15 protein-coding genes and 3 pseudogenes are annotated in these 17,832 nt (G+C 42.7%); 16 read left to right on the forward strand and 2 right to left on the reverse strand.

Translation table 11 applies throughout. The features are described 5' to 3' along the window. Nucleotides 1–2 precede the first annotated feature (2 nt). From qoxB to PRIP_RS06990, 6 genes are all read left to right on the forward strand, one after another. Complete coding sequence (qoxB, locus tag PRIP_RS06965; protein WP_036100344.1) at nt 3–1,982, forward strand: cytochrome aa3 quinol oxidase subunit I; 1,980 nt, start codon at nt 3–5, stop codon at nt 1,980–1,982. After that, nucleotides 1,970–2,581 (forward strand): cytochrome aa3 quinol oxidase subunit III, encoded by a 612-nt coding sequence (gene qoxC / locus PRIP_RS06970; protein ID WP_036100346.1) that lies wholly within the window; start codon nt 1,970–1,972, stop codon nt 2,579–2,581. Before qoxB ends, qoxC begins: the two co-directional genes overlap by 13 nt. 1 nt (nt 2,582) lies before the next feature. Further along, on the forward strand, nt 2,583–2,912 hold the full coding sequence (gene qoxD, locus PRIP_RS06975) for a cytochrome aa3 quinol oxidase subunit IV (RefSeq protein ID WP_036100347.1): 330 nt from the start codon (nt 2,583–2,585) through the stop codon (nt 2,910–2,912). A gap of 126 nt (nt 2,913–3,038) precedes the next feature. Further along, nucleotides 3,039–3,362: a carboxymuconolactone decarboxylase family protein gene (locus PRIP_RS06980; protein ID WP_036100349.1), complete on the forward strand. Its 324-nt coding sequence runs from the start codon at nt 3,039–3,041 to the stop codon at nt 3,360–3,362. A gap of 3 nt (nt 3,363–3,365) precedes the next feature. Continuing rightward, nucleotides 3,366–3,791 (forward strand): hypothetical protein, encoded by a 426-nt coding sequence (locus PRIP_RS06985; protein WP_036100350.1) that lies wholly within the window; start codon nt 3,366–3,368, stop codon nt 3,789–3,791. Nucleotides 3,792–3,807: 16 nt separating this feature from the next. Then, a complete protein-coding gene (locus tag PRIP_RS06990; RefSeq protein WP_036100352.1) occupies nt 3,808–4,188 on the forward strand; it encodes a MerR family transcriptional regulator in 381 nt (126 codons plus the stop codon). A 45-nt stretch (nt 4,189–4,233) separates the two neighbouring features. On the opposite strand, the gene PRIP_RS06995 is transcribed toward PRIP_RS06990, so the two are convergent. Beyond that, entirely contained in the window at nt 4,234–4,983 is a 750-nt protein-coding gene (locus PRIP_RS06995; RefSeq protein WP_338151584.1) for a DeoR/GlpR family DNA-binding transcription regulator, read from the reverse strand. A gap of 187 nt (nt 4,984–5,170) precedes the next feature. Between PRIP_RS06995 and rhaB the strand changes: the two genes are divergently transcribed. From rhaB to pbpD1, 10 genes and pseudogenes are all read left to right on the forward strand, one after another. Beyond that, the gene (rhaB, locus tag PRIP_RS07000; protein ID WP_036100354.1) at nt 5,171–6,628 is read left to right on the forward strand and encodes a rhamnulokinase; all 1,458 of its coding nucleotides are present in this window, start codon (nt 5,171–5,173) and stop codon (nt 6,626–6,628) included. Continuing rightward, nucleotides 6,625–7,883 (forward strand): annotated as a pseudogene (gene rhaA, locus PRIP_RS07005) (L-rhamnose isomerase). Before rhaB ends, rhaA begins: the two are co-directional and overlap by 4 nt. A gap of 14 nt (nt 7,884–7,897) precedes the next feature. Next, a complete protein-coding gene (gene rhaD, locus PRIP_RS07010; RefSeq protein ID WP_241434101.1) occupies nt 7,898–8,728 on the forward strand; it encodes a rhamnulose-1-phosphate aldolase in 831 nt (276 codons plus the stop codon). A gap of 60 nt (nt 8,729–8,788) precedes the next feature. Beyond that, a complete protein-coding gene (gene rhaM, locus PRIP_RS07015; protein ID WP_036100357.1) occupies nt 8,789–9,103 on the forward strand; it encodes an L-rhamnose mutarotase in 315 nt (104 codons plus the stop codon). A gap of 18 nt (nt 9,104–9,121) precedes the next feature. Further along, nucleotides 9,122–10,423, forward strand: coding sequence for an MFS transporter (locus tag PRIP_RS07020; RefSeq protein ID WP_036100359.1), 1,302 nt, complete (start codon nt 9,122–9,124; stop codon nt 10,421–10,423). After that, nucleotides 10,416–11,567 carry a lactaldehyde reductase gene (fucO, locus tag PRIP_RS07025; RefSeq protein ID WP_036100361.1) on the forward strand — a complete coding sequence of 384 codons (1,152 nt, stop codon included), beginning with the start codon at nt 10,416–10,418 and terminating at the stop codon, nt 11,565–11,567. Before PRIP_RS07020 ends, fucO begins: the two co-directional genes overlap by 8 nt. A 460-nt stretch (nt 11,568–12,027) precedes the next feature. Then, nucleotides 12,028–12,411: a cupin domain-containing protein gene (locus PRIP_RS07030; RefSeq protein ID WP_241434102.1), complete on the forward strand. Its 384-nt coding sequence runs from the start codon at nt 12,028–12,030 to the stop codon at nt 12,409–12,411. A gap of 89 nt (nt 12,412–12,500) precedes the next feature. Next, on the forward strand, nt 12,501–12,878 hold the full coding sequence (locus tag PRIP_RS07035) for a DUF1761 domain-containing protein (RefSeq protein ID WP_036100363.1): 378 nt from the start codon (nt 12,501–12,503) through the stop codon (nt 12,876–12,878). Nucleotides 12,879–12,978: 100 nt separating this feature from the next. Further along, nucleotides 12,979–14,679 (forward strand): CocE/NonD family hydrolase, encoded by a 1,701-nt coding sequence (locus PRIP_RS07040; protein ID WP_036100365.1) that lies wholly within the window; start codon nt 12,979–12,981, stop codon nt 14,677–14,679. A 180-nt stretch (nt 14,680–14,859) separates the two neighbouring features. Then, nucleotides 14,860–16,138, forward strand: a pseudogene (gene pbpD1, locus PRIP_RS07045) (D-alanyl-D-alanine carboxypeptidase PBPD1). Nucleotides 16,139–16,578: 440 nt separating this feature from the next. Here the strand turns inward: pbpD1 and PRIP_RS07050 are convergent. Continuing rightward, nucleotides 16,579–17,398: pseudogene (locus PRIP_RS07050) on the reverse strand (histidine phosphatase family protein). Between the last annotated feature and the right edge of the window lie 434 nt (nt 17,399–17,832).

Genomic DNA, 17,832 nt, shown 5'->3' on the forward strand with positions numbered 1-17,832 from the left:
ACATGAGTTTAGATGAATTTATCATCACCGGCGACCCACTGATTTTAGGAGCCCAAATTTCAATTGCTCTAGTCAGTATTGGTATCGTCGTGTTACTAACTTATACAAAGAAATGGAAGTGGCTTTTCACAGAATGGATTGCTTCCGTTGACCACAAGCGCCTTGGGATCATGTATCTTTTGGCAGCAGTATTGATGTTTTTCCGTGGTGGAGTAGATGCATTAATGATGCGAACGCAACTTGCAATGCCAGGCATGGAGTTTTTGGATGCTCAGCATTACAATGAGGTATTTACAACTCACGGAACAATTATGATTTTATTTATGGCAATGCCGTTTGTTATTGGTTTAATGAACATCGCCGTACCGCTTCAAATTGGAGCGCGCGACGTTGCATTCCCATTCTTGAATAATTTAAGTTTTTGGACATTCTTTATGGGGGCAATGCTCTTTAACATTTCCTTCGTAATCGGTGGTAGCCCAGCAGCAGGTTGGACAAACTATGCACCGTTAGCCGAGGAATTTAGTCCCGGTTATGGGATTAACTTCTACTTACTCGGGGTTCAGATAGCCGGTATTGGTACGCTGATGACGGGTATTAACTTTATGGTTACAATTCTCCGGATGCGAACGAAAGGCATGACACTGATGAAAATGCCAATGTTCACTTGGACATCGTTAATCACGTGTTTAATTATTGTTTTTGCGTTCCCAGTGCTTACTGTGGCGCTTGCTTTAATGACATTTGACCGTTTGTTTGGAACGGCATTCTTTACGCTAGCAAATGGCGGTATTCCGATGATGTGGGCCAACCTTTTCTGGGTTTGGGGGCATCCTGAGGTATATATTGTTATTTTGCCGGCATTCGGTATTTTCTCGGAAGTCATTTCTACTTTCTCCAAGAAAAAACTATTTGGTTACCCAGCAATGGTTGCGGCAGTTGTTGTCATTTCCTTGCTAAGTTTCTTAGTTTGGGTCCATCACTTCTTCACGATGGGTTCAGGCGCAGCAGTTAACTCATTCTTCTCAATTACGACAATGATGATTGCGATACCGACGGGGATTAAGATATTTAACTGGCTCTTTACAATGTACAAAGGGCGAATATCATTCACCACACCGATGCTTTGGTCGTTAGCGTTTATACCGAACTTTGTTATTGGTGGGGTTACAGGGGTTATGCTTGCGATGGCAGCAGCCGATTATCAATATCACAACACGTATTTCCTAGTATCGCATTTCCACTATGTGCTAATTGCCGGAACAGTATTCTCATGTTTCGCTGGTTTGATTTATTGGTATCCAAAAATCATTGGGTATCGTTTGAATGAAAAAATCGGCAAATGGTTCTTCTGGGTATTTGTGATTGGATTTAACGTATGTTTCTTCCCGCAATACTTCCTAGGTCTTGATGGCATGCCACGTCGTATTCACACATATGTACAAGGTGACGGCTGGACTACACTTAACTTTATTTCAACGGTTGGTGCGTTCCTAATGGGAGCAGCTTTCCTAATTCTTTGCTGGAACATCGTTTATAGTCATAAGAACTCTAAACGTGAAACGACTGGTGATCCATGGGATGCACGTACACTAGAGTGGGCGACTTCATCCGCTGTACCACCAAAATATAATTTCGCTAAATTGCCAGAATGGAACGACTTAGACGATTTCTGGGAGAAAAAACAGCGCGGCGAAACGTATGATGATGGCAAAGATTATAAACATATTCATATGCCGAACAATACACTACTAGGCTTTGTGATGTCAGTGTGCTTATTCACTGCTGGTTTTGGTTTAGTTTTCTATTGGTATTGGCTTGGAATTATCGGTGGTCTTGGAATGCTGGCATGTATGGCATATCGTTCCTTTAAGAAAGACGATGGGTATCATGTGGAAGTTCCTGAAATTATTGCTACCGAAGAACAAGCGGCACGTGAATTTAAAACTGGCATAAAGGAGGGTAACCCATGGAACCTATAAAAGAAAACTCCAGCCTTCCGTTAGAGTATCAATCCGAACAAGGTAGTTTAAACATTTTGGGCTTCTGGATTTTCCTAGGCGCCGAAATTGCTTTATTCGGTACGCTTTTTGCAACTTATTTTGTAATGTACAGTGGTGGCTCAAATGCGGGTCATCCACCGTCCGAAATGTTCGAGTTACCGCTCGTCCTAATTATGACATTTTTACTTTTAACAAGTAGTTTCACATGTGGTCTTGCGATTGGTGAGATGCGTAAAGGAAACGTGAAGCGTCTAATGATGTACTCCATTATTACATTACTTTTTGGTGCTGGATTCGTAGGTTTTGAAATTTATGAGTTCGCTCATTATGTAATGGAAGGCGTGACATTGAAAGTTGGGTCTTACTGGTCTGCATTCTTCGTTTTACTTGGAACCCATGGTCTCCACGTAACGATTGGTTTGTTCTGGATCTCATTTATTCTGATTCAAATTAAAATGAGAGGCTTGACGGCTCAAGCAGCTTCTAAAGTCTTCATTTCAAGCCTTTATTGGCATTTCCTAGACGTTGTGTGGATTTTTATCTTCACAGGTGTCTATCTGTTAGGGATGGTGAATTAATATGGCGAAAAACAAAGCAAATACTGCGCATGTCGAAGAAGGCATTCCGTGGAAACATATCATTGGTTTTGCCTTATCAATCGCGTTAACATTGCTAGCTGTCTGGGTTGTCTTCGAATCTACGCTAGATAAATCAGTAATCGTAACAGTTATCTTTATCTTCGCGTTCATTCAAGCAGCACTGCAACTACTCATGTTCATGCACATGACGGAAGGTAAAAATGCACGTATCCAAGTCGGTAACATCCTGTTCGCAGCTTTCATCGCAATTGTCGTTGTAATGGGCTCTTACTGGGTTATGGAAATTGGACATATGAATCACCTGATGTAAAACGAAAAAGCCGTGTCTGGCGTAAAGCTGGGCGCGGCTTTTTTTTGTTAGTAGGATTTTTTTATAAAATTGCTTGCGTTGAGGTGGACTCCAAGTGTTAAAGTTAGACATGAGGAGATGATACCAATGACAGCGAAAAAACAGACGGCTGGGCGTGATCGATTGGGAGATTTTGCGCCTAGGTTTGCGGAGTTAAATGATGATGTTTTGTTTGGAGAAGTATGGTCACGAGAAAATGAACTGAGCGCGCGGGATCGCAGTGTTGTTACGATTTCTGTCTTAGTATCAGGTGGAGATTTTGAACAATTACGCTCGCATTTGGAAAAAGGTAGGGAGAATGGTATTATGGAAAGTGAGATTGTGGAAATTATCACGCATATTGCTTTCTATGCTGGTTGGCCAAAAGCGTGGTCGGCATTTACTATTGCAAAAGAGATTTACGGGAGGTAAGGTATGGGACGAAAAGGTTGGCTATTTGTTGTACTAGCAATGTTCCTATTGGCAGGTTGTAGCGTGGAGGCGGGTAGTAATATACGCTCGGAAATGAAGCCGAATGAAGCGGCGCTCGCGATAGTAAAAGAGGAGATTCCCAAGTATTCGCCGAATTTGTCGTTGGAAGCAATTCAGAATGATGGCGCTTACTATTTTGCGGTCTTGAAGAAAGAGGATATCATGATTTATCAGTTTACGTATAAGGATAGCGCGGATGTGTCGATACCAGTGTATTTGAAGCGTGAGAAAAATGGGTGGAAGCAAGTGAGTGAATTGCCATTCATTGATTATTCAACGACGATTGGTAAAGAGGCCGCGCGTTATTTGACGGAAGAAATGCATAATCCGAGGACAAAAGGCATTGTTGTGTTGCATAATAGTTTGTAAGGGAGCTGAAATACCAATGAATATAAAAGAAGCGAGTGAACGCACGGGAGTTTCGGCAGATACGATTCGCTATTATGAACGGATTGGCTTAATCCCGCCAATTGAGCGCAATCATAATGGTGTGCGGCAGATTGATGATGAGGACTTGCGTTGGTTGGAATTTAGCCGGTACATGCGCCATGCAGGGCTTTCTGTGGAAGCGTTGATTGAGTATTTGGCGCTGTTTCGGATGGGTGACGCTACAATTGATACGCGGATCAACTTGTTGAAAGAACAGCGAAATGAGTTGAAAGAGCGGATTGATGTGATGCAAGAAGCGTTGGAACGGCTCGATTTTAAAATTGAGAATTATCGAGGCCATATGGTACCAACTGAGGAAAAATTGAAGGATTTTTAATGCAAAAACAGAAAACCTGCGCAGGTTTTCTGTTTTTTGGTACGTCTAATAAATCAATGTCACATCTTTTTCTTTCAAAAACTGTTTCCATTCATGGGATGGTTCTTTGTCTGTAATCAAGTAGTCAATTTCCGAAATATCGACGATTTTGATGAATGCATTTCTGTCGAATTTGGAGGAGTCGGCTACTAGGATGACTTTATTGGCGCGTTTTAACATGTGATTTTTGACTTCGGCTTCGGGTTCGTTGGAGTCGGTGATGCCGTTTTCCATGGAGAGGCCTTTGCAGCTTATAATCGCATAATCGACGTAGTAGCGACTAATTGTATTTGCGGCGTCTGAACCAACAAGGGAGTTAGATTTTGTGCGCAGTGTGCCGCCTGTGAGAATGAGGTGGACTTTGAAATTAGAGAGCAGGTCCACGGCTGTGATAGAGTTAGTAATGATGGTGAGATTCTCTTTTTCGCGCGCTAGAAGATTAAGTGATTCGAAGACAGTAGAGCTTGTATCGGCGATTAGTGAGTCTCCAGATGTGATTAATGAGGTTGTTTTTGTTGCGATATTCTTCTTTTCTTCGACATTGATGATGTTTCTTGTGGCATATGGGAGATCTTCATTGGTGTGCTGACTAAGTGTTGCACCGCCATAGCTGCGATCGACAATGCCTTCTTTCTCCAGTTTGTCCAAATCACGGCGAATCGTTTCTTCTGATACGTTGAATGTTTTGGCAAGTTGGGAGACGTGAACTTTTTTTATTTTTCTTGATTTCCGATAGTATTTTATCTTTTCGCTCAAAAGCTAGCAATTTCATCACATCCTTGTCTTCTTTATTGTAAACAAAGAAATATTTACAAGCAAGTTTTATCATGAACCCCACATAAAACAATAAAAAACAACATAAATGCAAATAAAAATGTTGACTTAATGTTTGTTTTGGTTTATTCTTGTCTTATAAATGAAAGACATGAAGGAGGTTGGGAGGATGAAACATGTAGCTGTGGATGTTGGTGCTTCAAGTGGTCGTTTGTTGTTAGGCGAGCTGGTTGATGGGAAAATAGTGCTGACGGAAGTGCATCGTTTCCAAAATGGATTTTCGCAGGTCGATGGTGTCGATTTATGGGATATTGATCATATATTCACAAATATTCTTGTTGGACTGGAGAAGTTGAAACAGTCTGGTGTGGCGGAATGCACGCTTGGAATTGATACGTGGGCGGTGGATTATTGTTTAGTGGGTCCTGAAGGGAAGCGGTTACAAGAAGTGGTTAGTTATCGTGATACGCGAACGAACCAGGCGATGGATGCTGTTTTGAAGCGGATTCCTGCTGCGGATATATACGAGAAGACGGGTATTCAGTTTTTACAGTTTAATTCGTTGTATCAGTTGTTTGTAGAGGATGCGGAGCTTAAGAGGCAGGCGGAGAGCGTGATGATGGTTCCTGATTATTTAGGATATTTGTTGACTGGGGAGCGCGTGACGGAGGTGACGAATGCTTCTTCTACGCAAATGTTGAACCTTTGTACGAGGGAATTTGACGGAGAATTGTTGGATGTTGTGGGATTGAATGCGGGGCAGTTTGCGTCGTTTGCGAAACCGGGGCAGTTGCTTGGGAAGGTTAGTCGCGATTTACATGAGAAATATGATTTGCCGGATTGTGATGTAGTAGTCGTTGCGACGCATGACACGGCTTCAGCGGTTCTTGGTGCACCAGGTGTTGGCGATGATTGGGCGTTTTTGTCGAGCGGGACGTGGTCTTTGTTGGGTGCGGAATTGCCGAATCCGATTAATACACGAGAGGCTTTTGCTGCGAATTACACGAACGAATGGGGCGCCTACGATACTTTCCGCTTTTTGAAAAACATCATGGGATTGTGGCTTATTCAGGAAGTCGCGAGGATGCAAAATTATGCGTATAGTTATGCAGAACTTGCCGAATTAGCGACACACGAAGAACCTTTCGCAGTGCTGATTCCCGTCGATGACCACCGGTTCTTAAACCCAGAAAACATGATTGCCGAGATTCAAGCTTATTGTACGGAGACAAAACAAGAAGCCCCACAAACACCGGGGAAATTAGCACGCGTTATTTATGATAGTTTGGCGGTTCAATATGCGTTGCAAATCGAGCAATTGCAAGCATTGACGGGGAAAACGATACGGCATCTGCACATTATTGGTGGTGGCGCGAACATCGCTATGCTGAATCAATTGACCGCGGATCTGACAGGAATTATGGTTCACGCGGGTCCAACGGAAGCTACGGGTCTTGGGAATTTGGCGGTACAGTTCATTGCGAGTGGCGAGGCGCGAAATATGATGGAAATTCGAGAAATTATTCGCAAATCCGTTCCAATAACTACATATAAACCAAGTAATAGCAACAGTTTTTCGGTAGTAAAAGCAAAATACCAAACCATTTCAGGAGGCGTTTTAAAATGAGTAACGAACAATTACAGCAGCAATACGAGTGGGCCAAGGCAGCCTATGCGAAATATGGCGTAAACACAGACGATGTTTTAAAAAAATTAGCTAACATCAAAATTTCTATGCATTGCTGGCAAGGTGATGACGTTGCCGGTTTCATGAACCCAGACCAAGAGCTGACTGGAGGCATTTCGGTGACGGGAAACTACCCAGGCGCAGCGCATACGCCAGAACAATTACGCGCGGATTTAGAAAAAGCTTTTCACTTATTCCCGGCAAACATAAAGTGAATTTGCACGCGATGTATATTGATACAGACGAAAAAATAGATCTTGACGAAATTGAGCCAAAACATTATGAAAAATGGGTTGCTTGGGCGAAAGAGCAAGGATTAGGACTAGATTTTAATCCGACATTTTTCTCCCATCCGAATTCCGAAGATGGATTCACGCTGAGCCATCCAGACAAGAAAATTCGCGATTTCTGGATTGAACATGGTAAACGAGCACGGAAAGTTGCGGCGTACTTTGGTGAAGAATTAGGACAAACATCGGTCAATAATTTTTGGGTTCCTGATGGTTTTAAAGATAATCCGATTGATCATTTGGCACCACGTAAGCGTTTGATGGAGTCATTGGATGAGATTTTCGCGGAAGATTTGGATAAGAAATATACGCTGGATGCGGTGGAAAGTAAGTTGTTTGGACTCGGCGCAGAAGCATATACGGTGGGTTCGCACGAATTTTATATGGGTTATGGTATTACGCGTAACAAGTTGGTGTGTCTGGATGCGGGCCATTTCCACCCGACAGAAGTAATTTCGAATAAGTTGTCGTCCTTGTCATTGTTTAGTGATGGTATTTTGCTACACGTTAGCCGTCCGGTTCGTTGGGATAGCGATCATGTGGTGATTATGGACGACGAGTTACAGGAAATCGGCCGCGAGTTAGTTCGCAATGACCTACTCGGCAAAACGAATATCGGCTTGGATTTCTTCGATGCTACGATTAACCGCGTCGCAGCATGGGTTATCGGTACACGCAACACGATTAAAGCGCTCTTAAAAGCAATGCTTGAACCAACTGAATACTTGAAAAAAATTGAGCTAGAAGGTGACTACACGACACGTTTGGCGCTAACAGAAGAACTGAAAGACTTCCCGTTTGCCGCGGTTTGGGATTATTATTGCGAAGCGCAAAATGTACCAGTTCGTGAAGTGTGGTTAGAAGAAGTAAAGAAATACGAAGAAAATACATTGTTGAAACGTTAATAAGGGGGCAAAAAGTGATGAATGAAGTAATAAAAGCACCATTCGTACAAGAAATGATGAAAGTAACGGCAAATCTATATCGCCTTGGTTGGGATGAACGAAACGGCGGGAACATTAGTTATTTGCTAACCGAACAAGAAGTTAGTGAGTTTGTCAATCCAAATCAAGTTATCCGCACAATACCAATGATTTTCGATGCAACCGAACTGGCAGGTAAATATTTTATCGTAACAGGTTCCGGAAAATACTTCAAAAATGTTATCGACGAACCAGATGTGAATCTCGGCATTATACGTGTCGCGCAAACGGGTAAAAGCGTCGAACTATTATGGGGCTTGACAGATGGCGGCGTACCGACAAGCGAGCTACCAGCTCATTTCATGAGTCATATCGAACGACTAAAAATCGATTCGAACCACCGAATTATTATGCATAATCATGCAACAAATATTATCGCAATGACATTCACACATTCCCTAGATGAACGCGATTTCACACGTACTCTATGGCAAATGTGCACGGAATGTATCGTCGTTTTCCCAGAAGGCGTCGGCATTTTGCCATGGATGGTTCCTGGGACTGACGCGATTGGTATGGCAACAGCTGCGAAAATGCGCGATTTCCGATTGGTGATTTGGCCACATCACGGTATTTTTGGTGCTGGAAGTTCAATGGATGAAGTGTTCGGCTTGATTGAAACGGCTGAAAAAGCGGCGGAAGTCTACACACTCGTTCAAGCTCAAGGTGGCGTTAAACAAACAATCACTGATCAGCAACTGCAAGACTTGGCGGACGCATTTGGTGTTACTGCCAAATCTGGATACCTACAAATTGGCGTGAAGTAAGCAAACAAGCGGGGAAGCACAATCCAAGTTTCCCCGCAAAATAAAGGAGGAGACATCAAAATGGAAAGAATCGCATCAATCATGTACTTAAAAGATGGTTTTGCCGAAGAATACAAAGCGCGACACGATGATTTGTGGCCAGAAATGGAGCAAGCATTGAAGGCCCATGGTGCTCATAATTATTCGATTTTTCTCGATGACAATACACACGTTCTGTTCGCATACTTAGAAGTTGAAAATAAAGAAAAATACGAGAAAATAGCAGCGACAGACATTTGCAAAAAGTGGTGGGCATATATGGAACCGCTGATGGACACGAACAGCGACAATAGCCCAGTCTCAAAAAGTTTAACGGAAGTTTTCTATCTTGCATAATTTAAAGGAGGAAAAAACATGGCAAACGCGAAAAAGGGAAGCTTAAAAGCAACTCTAACTGTGTCGATGTCGAATTTCTTAGAAGCAGGTTCTATAGTTGCAGGGGCTGGCGGTTTGACATTATGGGTCAATTACTTAAACTTATCAGACGCATCAGTAGGATTACTCGGAGCCGTTAGTGCGAATGGATTTGGTTCCGCAGTCGGCGCTTTCATAGGCGGGGCACTCGTAGATAAGTACGGACGTAAGTTCATCTACAAATATGATTTAATCGTTTACATGATTGGCGTATTGTTGATAGCGCTATCAATGAACTTTGGGATGTTGCTAACAGGCTATATCGTAACAGGGATTGCCGTTGGAGCAGCGATTCCAGCAGCTTGGACATACATCGCCGAAGAAGCTCCAGCAAAAAACAGAGCCGCACATGTCGGTTACGGGCAACTCGCTTGGTCGGTAGGTCCCGCAGTCATGCTATTTCTAGCCGTTTTACTAGCGCCACTTGGCCTACTCGGAAGCCGAATTATTTTTGGTATGCTGTTTGTAATCGCTTTAATCACTTGGGTGATGCAACAACAAATCAGCGAATCTGCCGTATGGGTTGATCAGAAAAAAGAAGACGCAAAACTTGAGAATAAGGGTAAAAAAGTTTCCATCAAGGAGCTATTTACAATCAAAGCAAACCGAACTGCTATTATTCTAGTCATGGGAATCTATTTCTTCTGGAACTTAGTAGCTGGCGTCATGGGTTACTTCATGCCATACATTTACCAAGTTGTCGGCGGACTATCCTCAGCACATGCCAATCTGTTACAAGGCACGCTATGGGTATTCACGATTCTCTCAACATTCTTCGTATTCATTAAACTAGGTGATAAAGTAAACCGTAAATTACTATTTGGTATCGGAGCAGTCATGGGAATCGTCGCTTGGGCAATCCTAACATTTGGTTCCATGGGTATGACAGAACTACTACTATTCATCATCTTGTGGGGCGTTGCAGCCGGATTTGGCGCACAAGCATTTTACGGATTATGGGCTGGCGAACTTTTTAAAACACAATATCGGGCGATGGTGCAGGGACTCATGTTCGGATCAGTAAGGATTGGCGTCGGCTTGATTTCACTCGTCGTCCCAGCAATGATTACGTTCCTAGGATTCAAAGCAGCAGGAATGGTCATGATTGCCTTCCTAGTCATCCACCTAATTATCGGCCTTGTCTTAGCACCTGAAACACGCGGCAAGACACTGAAAGAAATTGAAGAAGAACGCTATGGCAAAGAAAACACGATTATCGAGGAGGAAGAATTCAATGTATAACAGAATGATTTTAAACCAAACTTCTTATTTCGGAGCCCGCTGCATCGAAAAAATCACCGAAGAAGCGCAAAAATCGGCTTTTCAAAAAGCATTTATCGTCACAGACCGACCACTAGTAGAACACGGCATCGTCGCAAAAGTCACGGCACTACTTGACGCAGAGTCAGTGTCGTACGACATTTTTGACGGCTCCGTTCCAAATCCAACAATCGCTGTTGTAAAATCGGGACTGGCGGCTTTCCATGAATCGGGCGCGGACTACATCATCGCAATTGGTGGTGGGTCCCCGATTGATACCGCGAAAGCAATCGGAATTATCGCGACAAATCCAAGCTTTGCCGATGTGCGGAGCTTGGAAGGTGTAGCAAATACGACGGAGCCGTGTGTACCAATTTTTGCAGTACCGACGACATCAGGGACTGCAGCAGAAGTCACAATTAATTATGTTATCACGGATGAAGAGCAACAGCGCAAGTTCGTTTGTGTAGACCCTCACGATATCCCGCTTGTGGCGTTCGTTGACAGCGATATGATGATGTCCATGCCAAAATCACTTTGTGCTGCCACAGGAATGGACGCGTTGACACACGCTATCGAAGGCTACATCACGAACGCAGCTTGGGAAATGACAGATATGCTACACATAAAAGCTATCGAAATCATTGCTGGTTCCTTACGTGATTCAGTGAACGAAGACCCCGCTGGTCGCGAAAAAATGGCATTAGGTCAATACATCGCGGGAATGGGATTCTCCAATGTTGGCCTAGGTCTAGTACATGGTATGGCACATCCACTCGGCGCTTGGTATGACACGCCACACGGTGTCGCCAATGCGATAATCCTGCCAACAGTCATGACCTACAACGCAGCACACACCGGCGACAAATACCGCGATATCGCGCGTGCTATGGGCGTTCCCAACACCGAAACAATGTCCATCGAAGAAGCACGAAAAGCAGCTATCGACGCAGTTTCCCAGCTTTCCAGAGACGTTGGTATACCAGCAACACTAAGCGAAGTAGGCGTAAAAGAACAAGATATCGAAGCCCTGTCCAAAGATGCCCTCGCAGACGTCTGTACAGGAGGCAATCCACGACCAACAAACACGACAGAAATCCAAGAACTTTACCAATCACTACTTTAGTAACAAAAATTTCACACTTTCATCTTATAAAATTCATGTCTGTCCGTTAAGATAAATATAGTAGATAACAGCAGTGACTCCTTAACTCCCTTTTGTTGGGCCTGTATGAACAAAGTGAATTACAGGCCCGATATAAGCGTGAGCAAAGCGAGGGGTTAATCCTTACCGACTGTTCGCCGCCAAACTTCCTTACCAAACACTTTCTCACGATTTACATAAAGAAGAAAACACACCTTACCCGAAAAAAACCTCGCGCACCTCCTCATTTAGTGAAAATACACAAAAAAATCGCGTACCTAGCCATATCGTCTGACAATTCACCCCAGTTCACATTTATTTTTAGACCCTTTAGATAAATTCCTACTACAAAACTAGCAGAAAAGAACAAAGCTTTCTCCTCCAAGTCGATGTAAAATAAATATTGTGATAACATTCACAAATTCGAGAGGAGTTGTAGCAAATGATGTTTGCGAAAAAAGTACACGATTACAAAGAACGTATTTTTGATGTAAATGAAATCAGGTCTTTCGATGATGAGCAAGCGAAGAAAACCGTTTTTTACGAAACAGGGCAAACCGTAGGAGCCGTTTGGTGTTTAAAACCAGGACAAGAACTTTATTTTCATTCTCATAAACAAGCAGACGATATTTGGATTTGTATCGAAGGCGATTCTGGCACATACTACCCTGAATGTGGCGAATCTGTTGAGATTTCCAAAGGTATGATTTGCGTTGCTAGACCAGGAGAGAAACATGGTATGAAGAACACGGGCACAACCGATTTCGTCTTCATTGGTATTGCTGGACCAGTACCACTAGATTTAATTTTGCATGAGTTAGAATAGTTATGTATGGTATATAATCAACTCATATAGTGTTAAATATCCTCTAAATGTGCTACGATTAGATTTGACACAAAGAAGGGGGATATTTTATGAACATCATTATTGCATTATTAGCTGGTCTCGTAGCATTCGCGGTCGGGGCTTTATGGTACACTGTATTTTTCGGGAAAATATGGATGAAAGCAGTCGGAATAAGCGAGGAAACACTGCAGAAAAGCTCGCCGATGGTCTCAATGATTGTGACGGTCGTTGTGGAAATGGCAGTAGCCTTGCTCGTTAGCTTCGTCTTAATTCATTTAGCTCTAGGGGTTTATCTCGGCGGTCTTCTCATTGCAGGCATCGCAATTCTGTCCGCAATTAAGAACTATATGTTCGAAATGAAGCCATTCCGTCTGATTTTAATAAATGAAAGTTATAAATTAGTAACGATTATGATTATGACGGCAAGTGTTGCGTTATTCGCCTAAACTGGAGTAAAAATTACTCCGGTTTTTTTTTGCGCTTTTCTTGACTCCTAGCTGCATATACGAAACAATAAGGTATAGAATTAAAAGGAGGTTGTTTCACGTGAAACATTGTAAAATTAAAATTGAAAAAGATGTTCCCGCAAAAATGCGCGATGGTGTGACGTTGTATGCAGATGTTTATCGACCAGATGAGGACGGTGAATTTCCAGTTTTACTAACGAGACTTCCTTACAGTAAGATTTTTGGATTGCATTTTTTACGGCCAGATGTGTTGGCAGAGAATGGATATATTGTTGTGGTGCAAGATGTGCGCGGGCGTTATGCGTCAGAAGGTGAGTTCATTCCTTACATAAATGAAGCGAATGACGGCTATGATACAGTGGAATGGGCCGCGAAACTGCCACAAGCAAACGGCAAAGTGGGAATGTTTGGCTTGTCGTACTACGGTTATACGCAATTGTTAGCCGCGATGGCTGAGCCGCCAAGTCTGAAAGTCATTGTCCCAACGATGTCGCAAAATAATATGACGGATGTCTTTAATGATCACGATGGTACACTTGAATTGGGCGCATGGGCGTCGTGGAGCATCGAGTCAATTCTCCCAGATTTAATCATGCGCCATATCACAGATTCGAAAGAGCGAGAAGCCGCATTCGAACAACTTGCAAATGACATAGATAACCTTGGAGAATGGTACAAATACAAGCCAATCAACGCTTGGCCACCAATCAAAAACACTGGTGCGATGCCATATTTCACGGAAATTCTCGATTATCCACTAGATCACCCACATTGGAAAAATACGAGCGTCAAAGACAACTACGACAAAGTAAAAACGCCAGGTCTTCACATCGGCGGTTGGTATGATTGCTTCCTAGACAAAACAATCGCCAACTTCTTAGGCGGACACCGCCAAGGTCTCGGAGACAAACTTGTTATTGGCCCTTGGACACACGGTAATTTCATCTCGATGATTGGTGATCGCGATTTCGGAACGGCTGCCAACGCTTGGGGCGAAGCAAACATGCACACACGCCATCTTGAGTGGTTCAATCATTGGCTAAAAGGCGAGTCATTACCGCACACAGCGCCAATTCAAATTTTTACAATGGGTATTAACAAATGGCAAGGCGCGAAGAATTGGCCACTAGAAAACACGAATTTTACGCCACTCTACTTCCATAGTAACGGCAACGCCAACACACGAAATGGTGACGGCACCGCTGATTTCAAACGACCAAAAGCCACAGAACCCACGGATAATTTTGCATATGACCCTGAAAATCCCGTTCCTTCACACGGCGGCGGAACTTTGCACAAAGCGATTCAAGCGGACGGACCACGCGATCAGCGCGAATTAGAATTACGCGAAGACATCCTGTGCTACACGAGCGAGCCGCTAACCGAAAACATTGAAGTGACTGGACCGGTCGAAGTCGTACTTTGGGCAAAAACGGACGCCATCAACACCGACTTCACTGCAAAACTAATCGACGTTCTACCCGACGGTACGGCATTCAACCTCACAGAAGGAATCATCCGCGCGTCCAAACAGCACGGAGATCAAGTACAACAGAATGTGCATAAATATACGATTAATCTTTGGTCTACAAGTAACGTTTTCCTAAAAGGCCACGCCATTCGTGTCGAAATTTCATCTAGCAACTTCCCACGATTCGACGCTAACCCTAACACTGGCGCGAGTTTTATCAATACAACCGAAAGCGTCATTGCGAATCAAACCATTTTGCACGACGAAGCACATCCATCCCATATTTTACTGCCGATAATTCATGACTAAAGTTCCTATACGAGTCATTTAATTCATGATAGAATAATAAGGTATGTCTAAAGGAAAGTATCTTTCAAGGCAAACTAAGGGAGCTTGAAAGTTAAACAATAAACAAGATACACATAAAGGAGCGGTAAGGTGAGAATTTTTTCGAAAATAGGTGTTGTCTTTTTAGCAGCAACCTTAGCAATGAGTAGTTTAGTACACGGGCCAGTAACGGCGGACGCAGCAGTAACGCCACCAACAGTTAACGCCAACGCAGCCATCACAATTGAAGAAAGCACCGGCAAGATTTTATACGGCAAAAACCCAGATCAACTGATGGGCATCGCATCCATGACCAAGATGATGGACGAATACTTACTTTCTGAAGCAGTAGCCAAAGGAAAAATCGCATGGGATGATAAAGTAACTATTTCCGATTATGCTTATGAAATTTCGCAAGACCGCTCGTTATCCAACGTACCATTACGACGCGGCGAGCAGTATACAGTAGAGGAACTTTACCAAGCTATGGCTATTTATTCCGCGAACGGAGCAGCAATCGCTATCGCTGAAAAAATAGCAGGATCAGAAGCCAAATTTGTAGACATGATGAACAAAAAAGCAGATGAGTTAAAACTTGGCGAACACAAATTTGTCAACGTCACAGGCCTTAACAATGCCGATTTAAAAGGTAAGCAGCAAGTCGGAAGTGCAACCGACGAGAATCAAATGACAGCACGCGGCGTAGCGAAACTTGCCCAACATATCATCCAAGACTACCCAGATGTGCTCAAGACATCTAGCATTCCAAAAATGAAGTTCCGCGCAGGTACCAGCGACCAAATCGACATGACGAACTGGAATTGGCTATTACCAGGCTTGATTTACGCCCGAGCTGGCGTTGACGGCTTGAAAACCGGAACAACTGATTACGCAGGTCAATGTCTTACAGCAACTGCAGTACAAGATGGCATGCGCGTCATCACCGTAGTCATGCACGCAAACGGCGGAACGAGCGCCCACGACAAAACACGCTTCAACGAAACTAACAAAATGCTCGATTTCGCATTCAATAATTTCAAAGTCATGGAAGTTCGCAAAGCCAACGCAACAATCAAAGAGACCGCCAAAAGTAAATAAAGGCAAAGAAGACACCGTAGCTCTGATGACTAAAGACGCAGTAAAACTAGTAGTACCGAAAACAACCACAGAACCTAAACTAGACGAACAAGTCACAATCGACAAGAAAACACTAGATGCCCCAGTCAAAAAAGACACCAAAGTCGGCACAATGACTGTCCAACTAAAAGACGGTGACACACTGGGCTACGTCGATGGCAATAAAATAGATACCATCAACGTCGTAACCAAAGACGATGTTGACAATGCTAACTGGTTCATGCTAGCACTCTACAGCATCGGCGACTTCTTCAGTGGCATTTGGGACTACATCACGGACGGCATCAAAGGCTGGTTCAACTAAATATATGTAGAAAAGAGCCCCGTATTTCGATACAGGCTCTTATTTTAATGCAAAAACAAGTATTAAATATAGATTTTTTAAATGGGTAAGACATACACTCCGATTCACGCAAATCGGGAGAAAGCGTTTGGTAAAGAAGTGTGGCGTCGAACAGTCGGCAAGGATTAACCCCTCACTTCGTTCACACTTATATTGGTCCTGTAACTCACTTTAGCCCAACAAAAAAACCAACGTGGGTAAAAGGGAGGAAACCACGTTGGTCAAAAAAGGGAGTTTGGATTTTCGTTCTCAGGGGAAAGAATGAAAATTTAATTTGTTAACTTATGACCTTATTATAACGAGATAATGAGAGATTATCCTGTGACTGAGATGAGAATTTAATGAAAATTAAAAAGCTTGCTACTCCTTTTCATTGGATAACAAGCTTCACAGTTATTTGTTTATTTCTCTTTCGCACCATTTTCTACGTAGCTCATATCATTCACATCAGTAATTGTATATTTACCATCTTTATACTCAATTTTAGTAACGCTTGCATTTTTTTAATCCGCCTTCAGGTAATTTATATCCAGGAGAAATCGTATCTAGCAGCGCGCCAATACTCAAGCCATGCGATACAAGAAGAACATTGTGATCCCCTTTTTTGCTTTCTGTTTTCGAAATGTCATCCAGACCATCTTGCAAACGGGCTGTAATTGTCGCATAATCTTCCGCAGGCCAATTGCTGCCCTCTTCTACACGATTTTTATCCAGAGCTGCTACACTGTTCGCAAAATCTTTCGGTGAAATACCTGCTTTTTGCCATTCCTCTAGTGTTTTTCCTTGGCTTTTCGCAATATCTGTCCACATATTGTGGTTTAAATCACCTTCATAACTACCAAAATTGAACTCGCGGAAACGAGCATCCGTTTTCAGTTCAGTGCCGGATGATTTTTTATTTTCTTTTAAAATAAGATCTGCTGTCTGAATCGCGCGACCACTATCGCTACTATAAGCCGAACCAAATTTTACGTTTTTTAGACCTTTCCCAGCATTCTTTACAACTTCTTCCCCAGCCGGCGTTAATACTGCATCAGACCAACCTTGCACACGATCCGTCGTATTAAGCATGGTTTTCCCGTGCCTTACCACATAAAAAGTAACTGTCCCATCTTTTTTTGTTGTGTCTTTTGAATCTGCGCTCGTACTTGTGTTGCTACAACCCACGACCAACAATAAGCCGCAAACTACCATTAAAATTTTTAACATTTGCTTTTTCATTCTTCTGCTCCTTTTTTGTTAAAATTTATCTCGACAGCTGAGGGAAGCTGTGGAAATCAATACAAAAAAATAACCCAAATAGATTTAGGAAAAAGCACAAATACGCAATTTCCAGTCTACTTAGGTTATGCCCGAATAAACGGTAACAATCCTTTTAAGAGATACATGAAATTCATAACAAAATCAATATACCATATCTTGCAAACGGTTTCAATAGTGAAATTAAAATTTTCTAGTAGCCATATCATTTTATAAAATCCAAATAAAAAACCATCGCGGAAAAGGGAGTAACCGCGATGGTCAAAAAGGGAGTTTGGGATTTTCATTCTTAAGGGAAAGTATGAAAATTATTTGCTTGTTGTTAGCTTATAAATACATAATAAACGTTGCAGAAAAAATTTTGCTGTGAGGAACATTAGAATTTGATGAAAAAT

Source organism: Paenilisteria riparia FSL S10-1204 (genome assembly GCF_000525995.1).
GTDB lineage: Bacteria > Bacillota > Bacilli > Lactobacillales > Listeriaceae > Listeria_A > Listeria_A riparia.

Excerpts from the sequence above, each read along its gene's own strand:
- qoxB (WP_036100344.1), top strand. The coding sequence starts at position 3 with ATGAGTTTAGATGAATTTATCATCACCGGCGACCCACTGATTTTAGGA.
- qoxC (WP_036100346.1), top strand. The coding sequence starts at position 1,970 with ATGGAACCTATAAAAGAAAACTCCAGCCTTCCGTTAGAGTATCAATCC.
- qoxD (WP_036100347.1), top strand. The coding sequence starts at position 2,583 with ATGGCGAAAAACAAAGCAAATACTGCGCATGTCGAAGAAGGCATTCCG.
- PRIP_RS06980 (WP_036100349.1), top strand. The coding sequence starts at position 3,039 with ATGACAGCGAAAAAACAGACGGCTGGGCGTGATCGATTGGGAGATTTT.
- PRIP_RS06985 (WP_036100350.1), top strand. The coding sequence starts at position 3,366 with ATGGGACGAAAAGGTTGGCTATTTGTTGTACTAGCAATGTTCCTATTG.
- PRIP_RS06990 (WP_036100352.1), top strand. The coding sequence starts at position 3,808 with ATGAATATAAAAGAAGCGAGTGAACGCACGGGAGTTTCGGCAGATACG.
- rhaB (WP_036100354.1), top strand. The coding sequence starts at position 5,171 with ATGAAACATGTAGCTGTGGATGTTGGTGCTTCAAGTGGTCGTTTGTTG.
- rhaM (WP_036100357.1), top strand. The coding sequence starts at position 8,789 with ATGGAAAGAATCGCATCAATCATGTACTTAAAAGATGGTTTTGCCGAA.
- PRIP_RS07020 (WP_036100359.1), top strand. The coding sequence starts at position 9,122 with ATGGCAAACGCGAAAAAGGGAAGCTTAAAAGCAACTCTAACTGTGTCG.
- fucO (WP_036100361.1), top strand. The coding sequence starts at position 10,416 with ATGTATAACAGAATGATTTTAAACCAAACTTCTTATTTCGGAGCCCGC.
- PRIP_RS07030 (WP_241434102.1), top strand. The coding sequence starts at position 12,028 with ATGATGTTTGCGAAAAAAGTACACGATTACAAAGAACGTATTTTTGAT.
- PRIP_RS07035 (WP_036100363.1), top strand. The coding sequence starts at position 12,501 with ATGAACATCATTATTGCATTATTAGCTGGTCTCGTAGCATTCGCGGTC.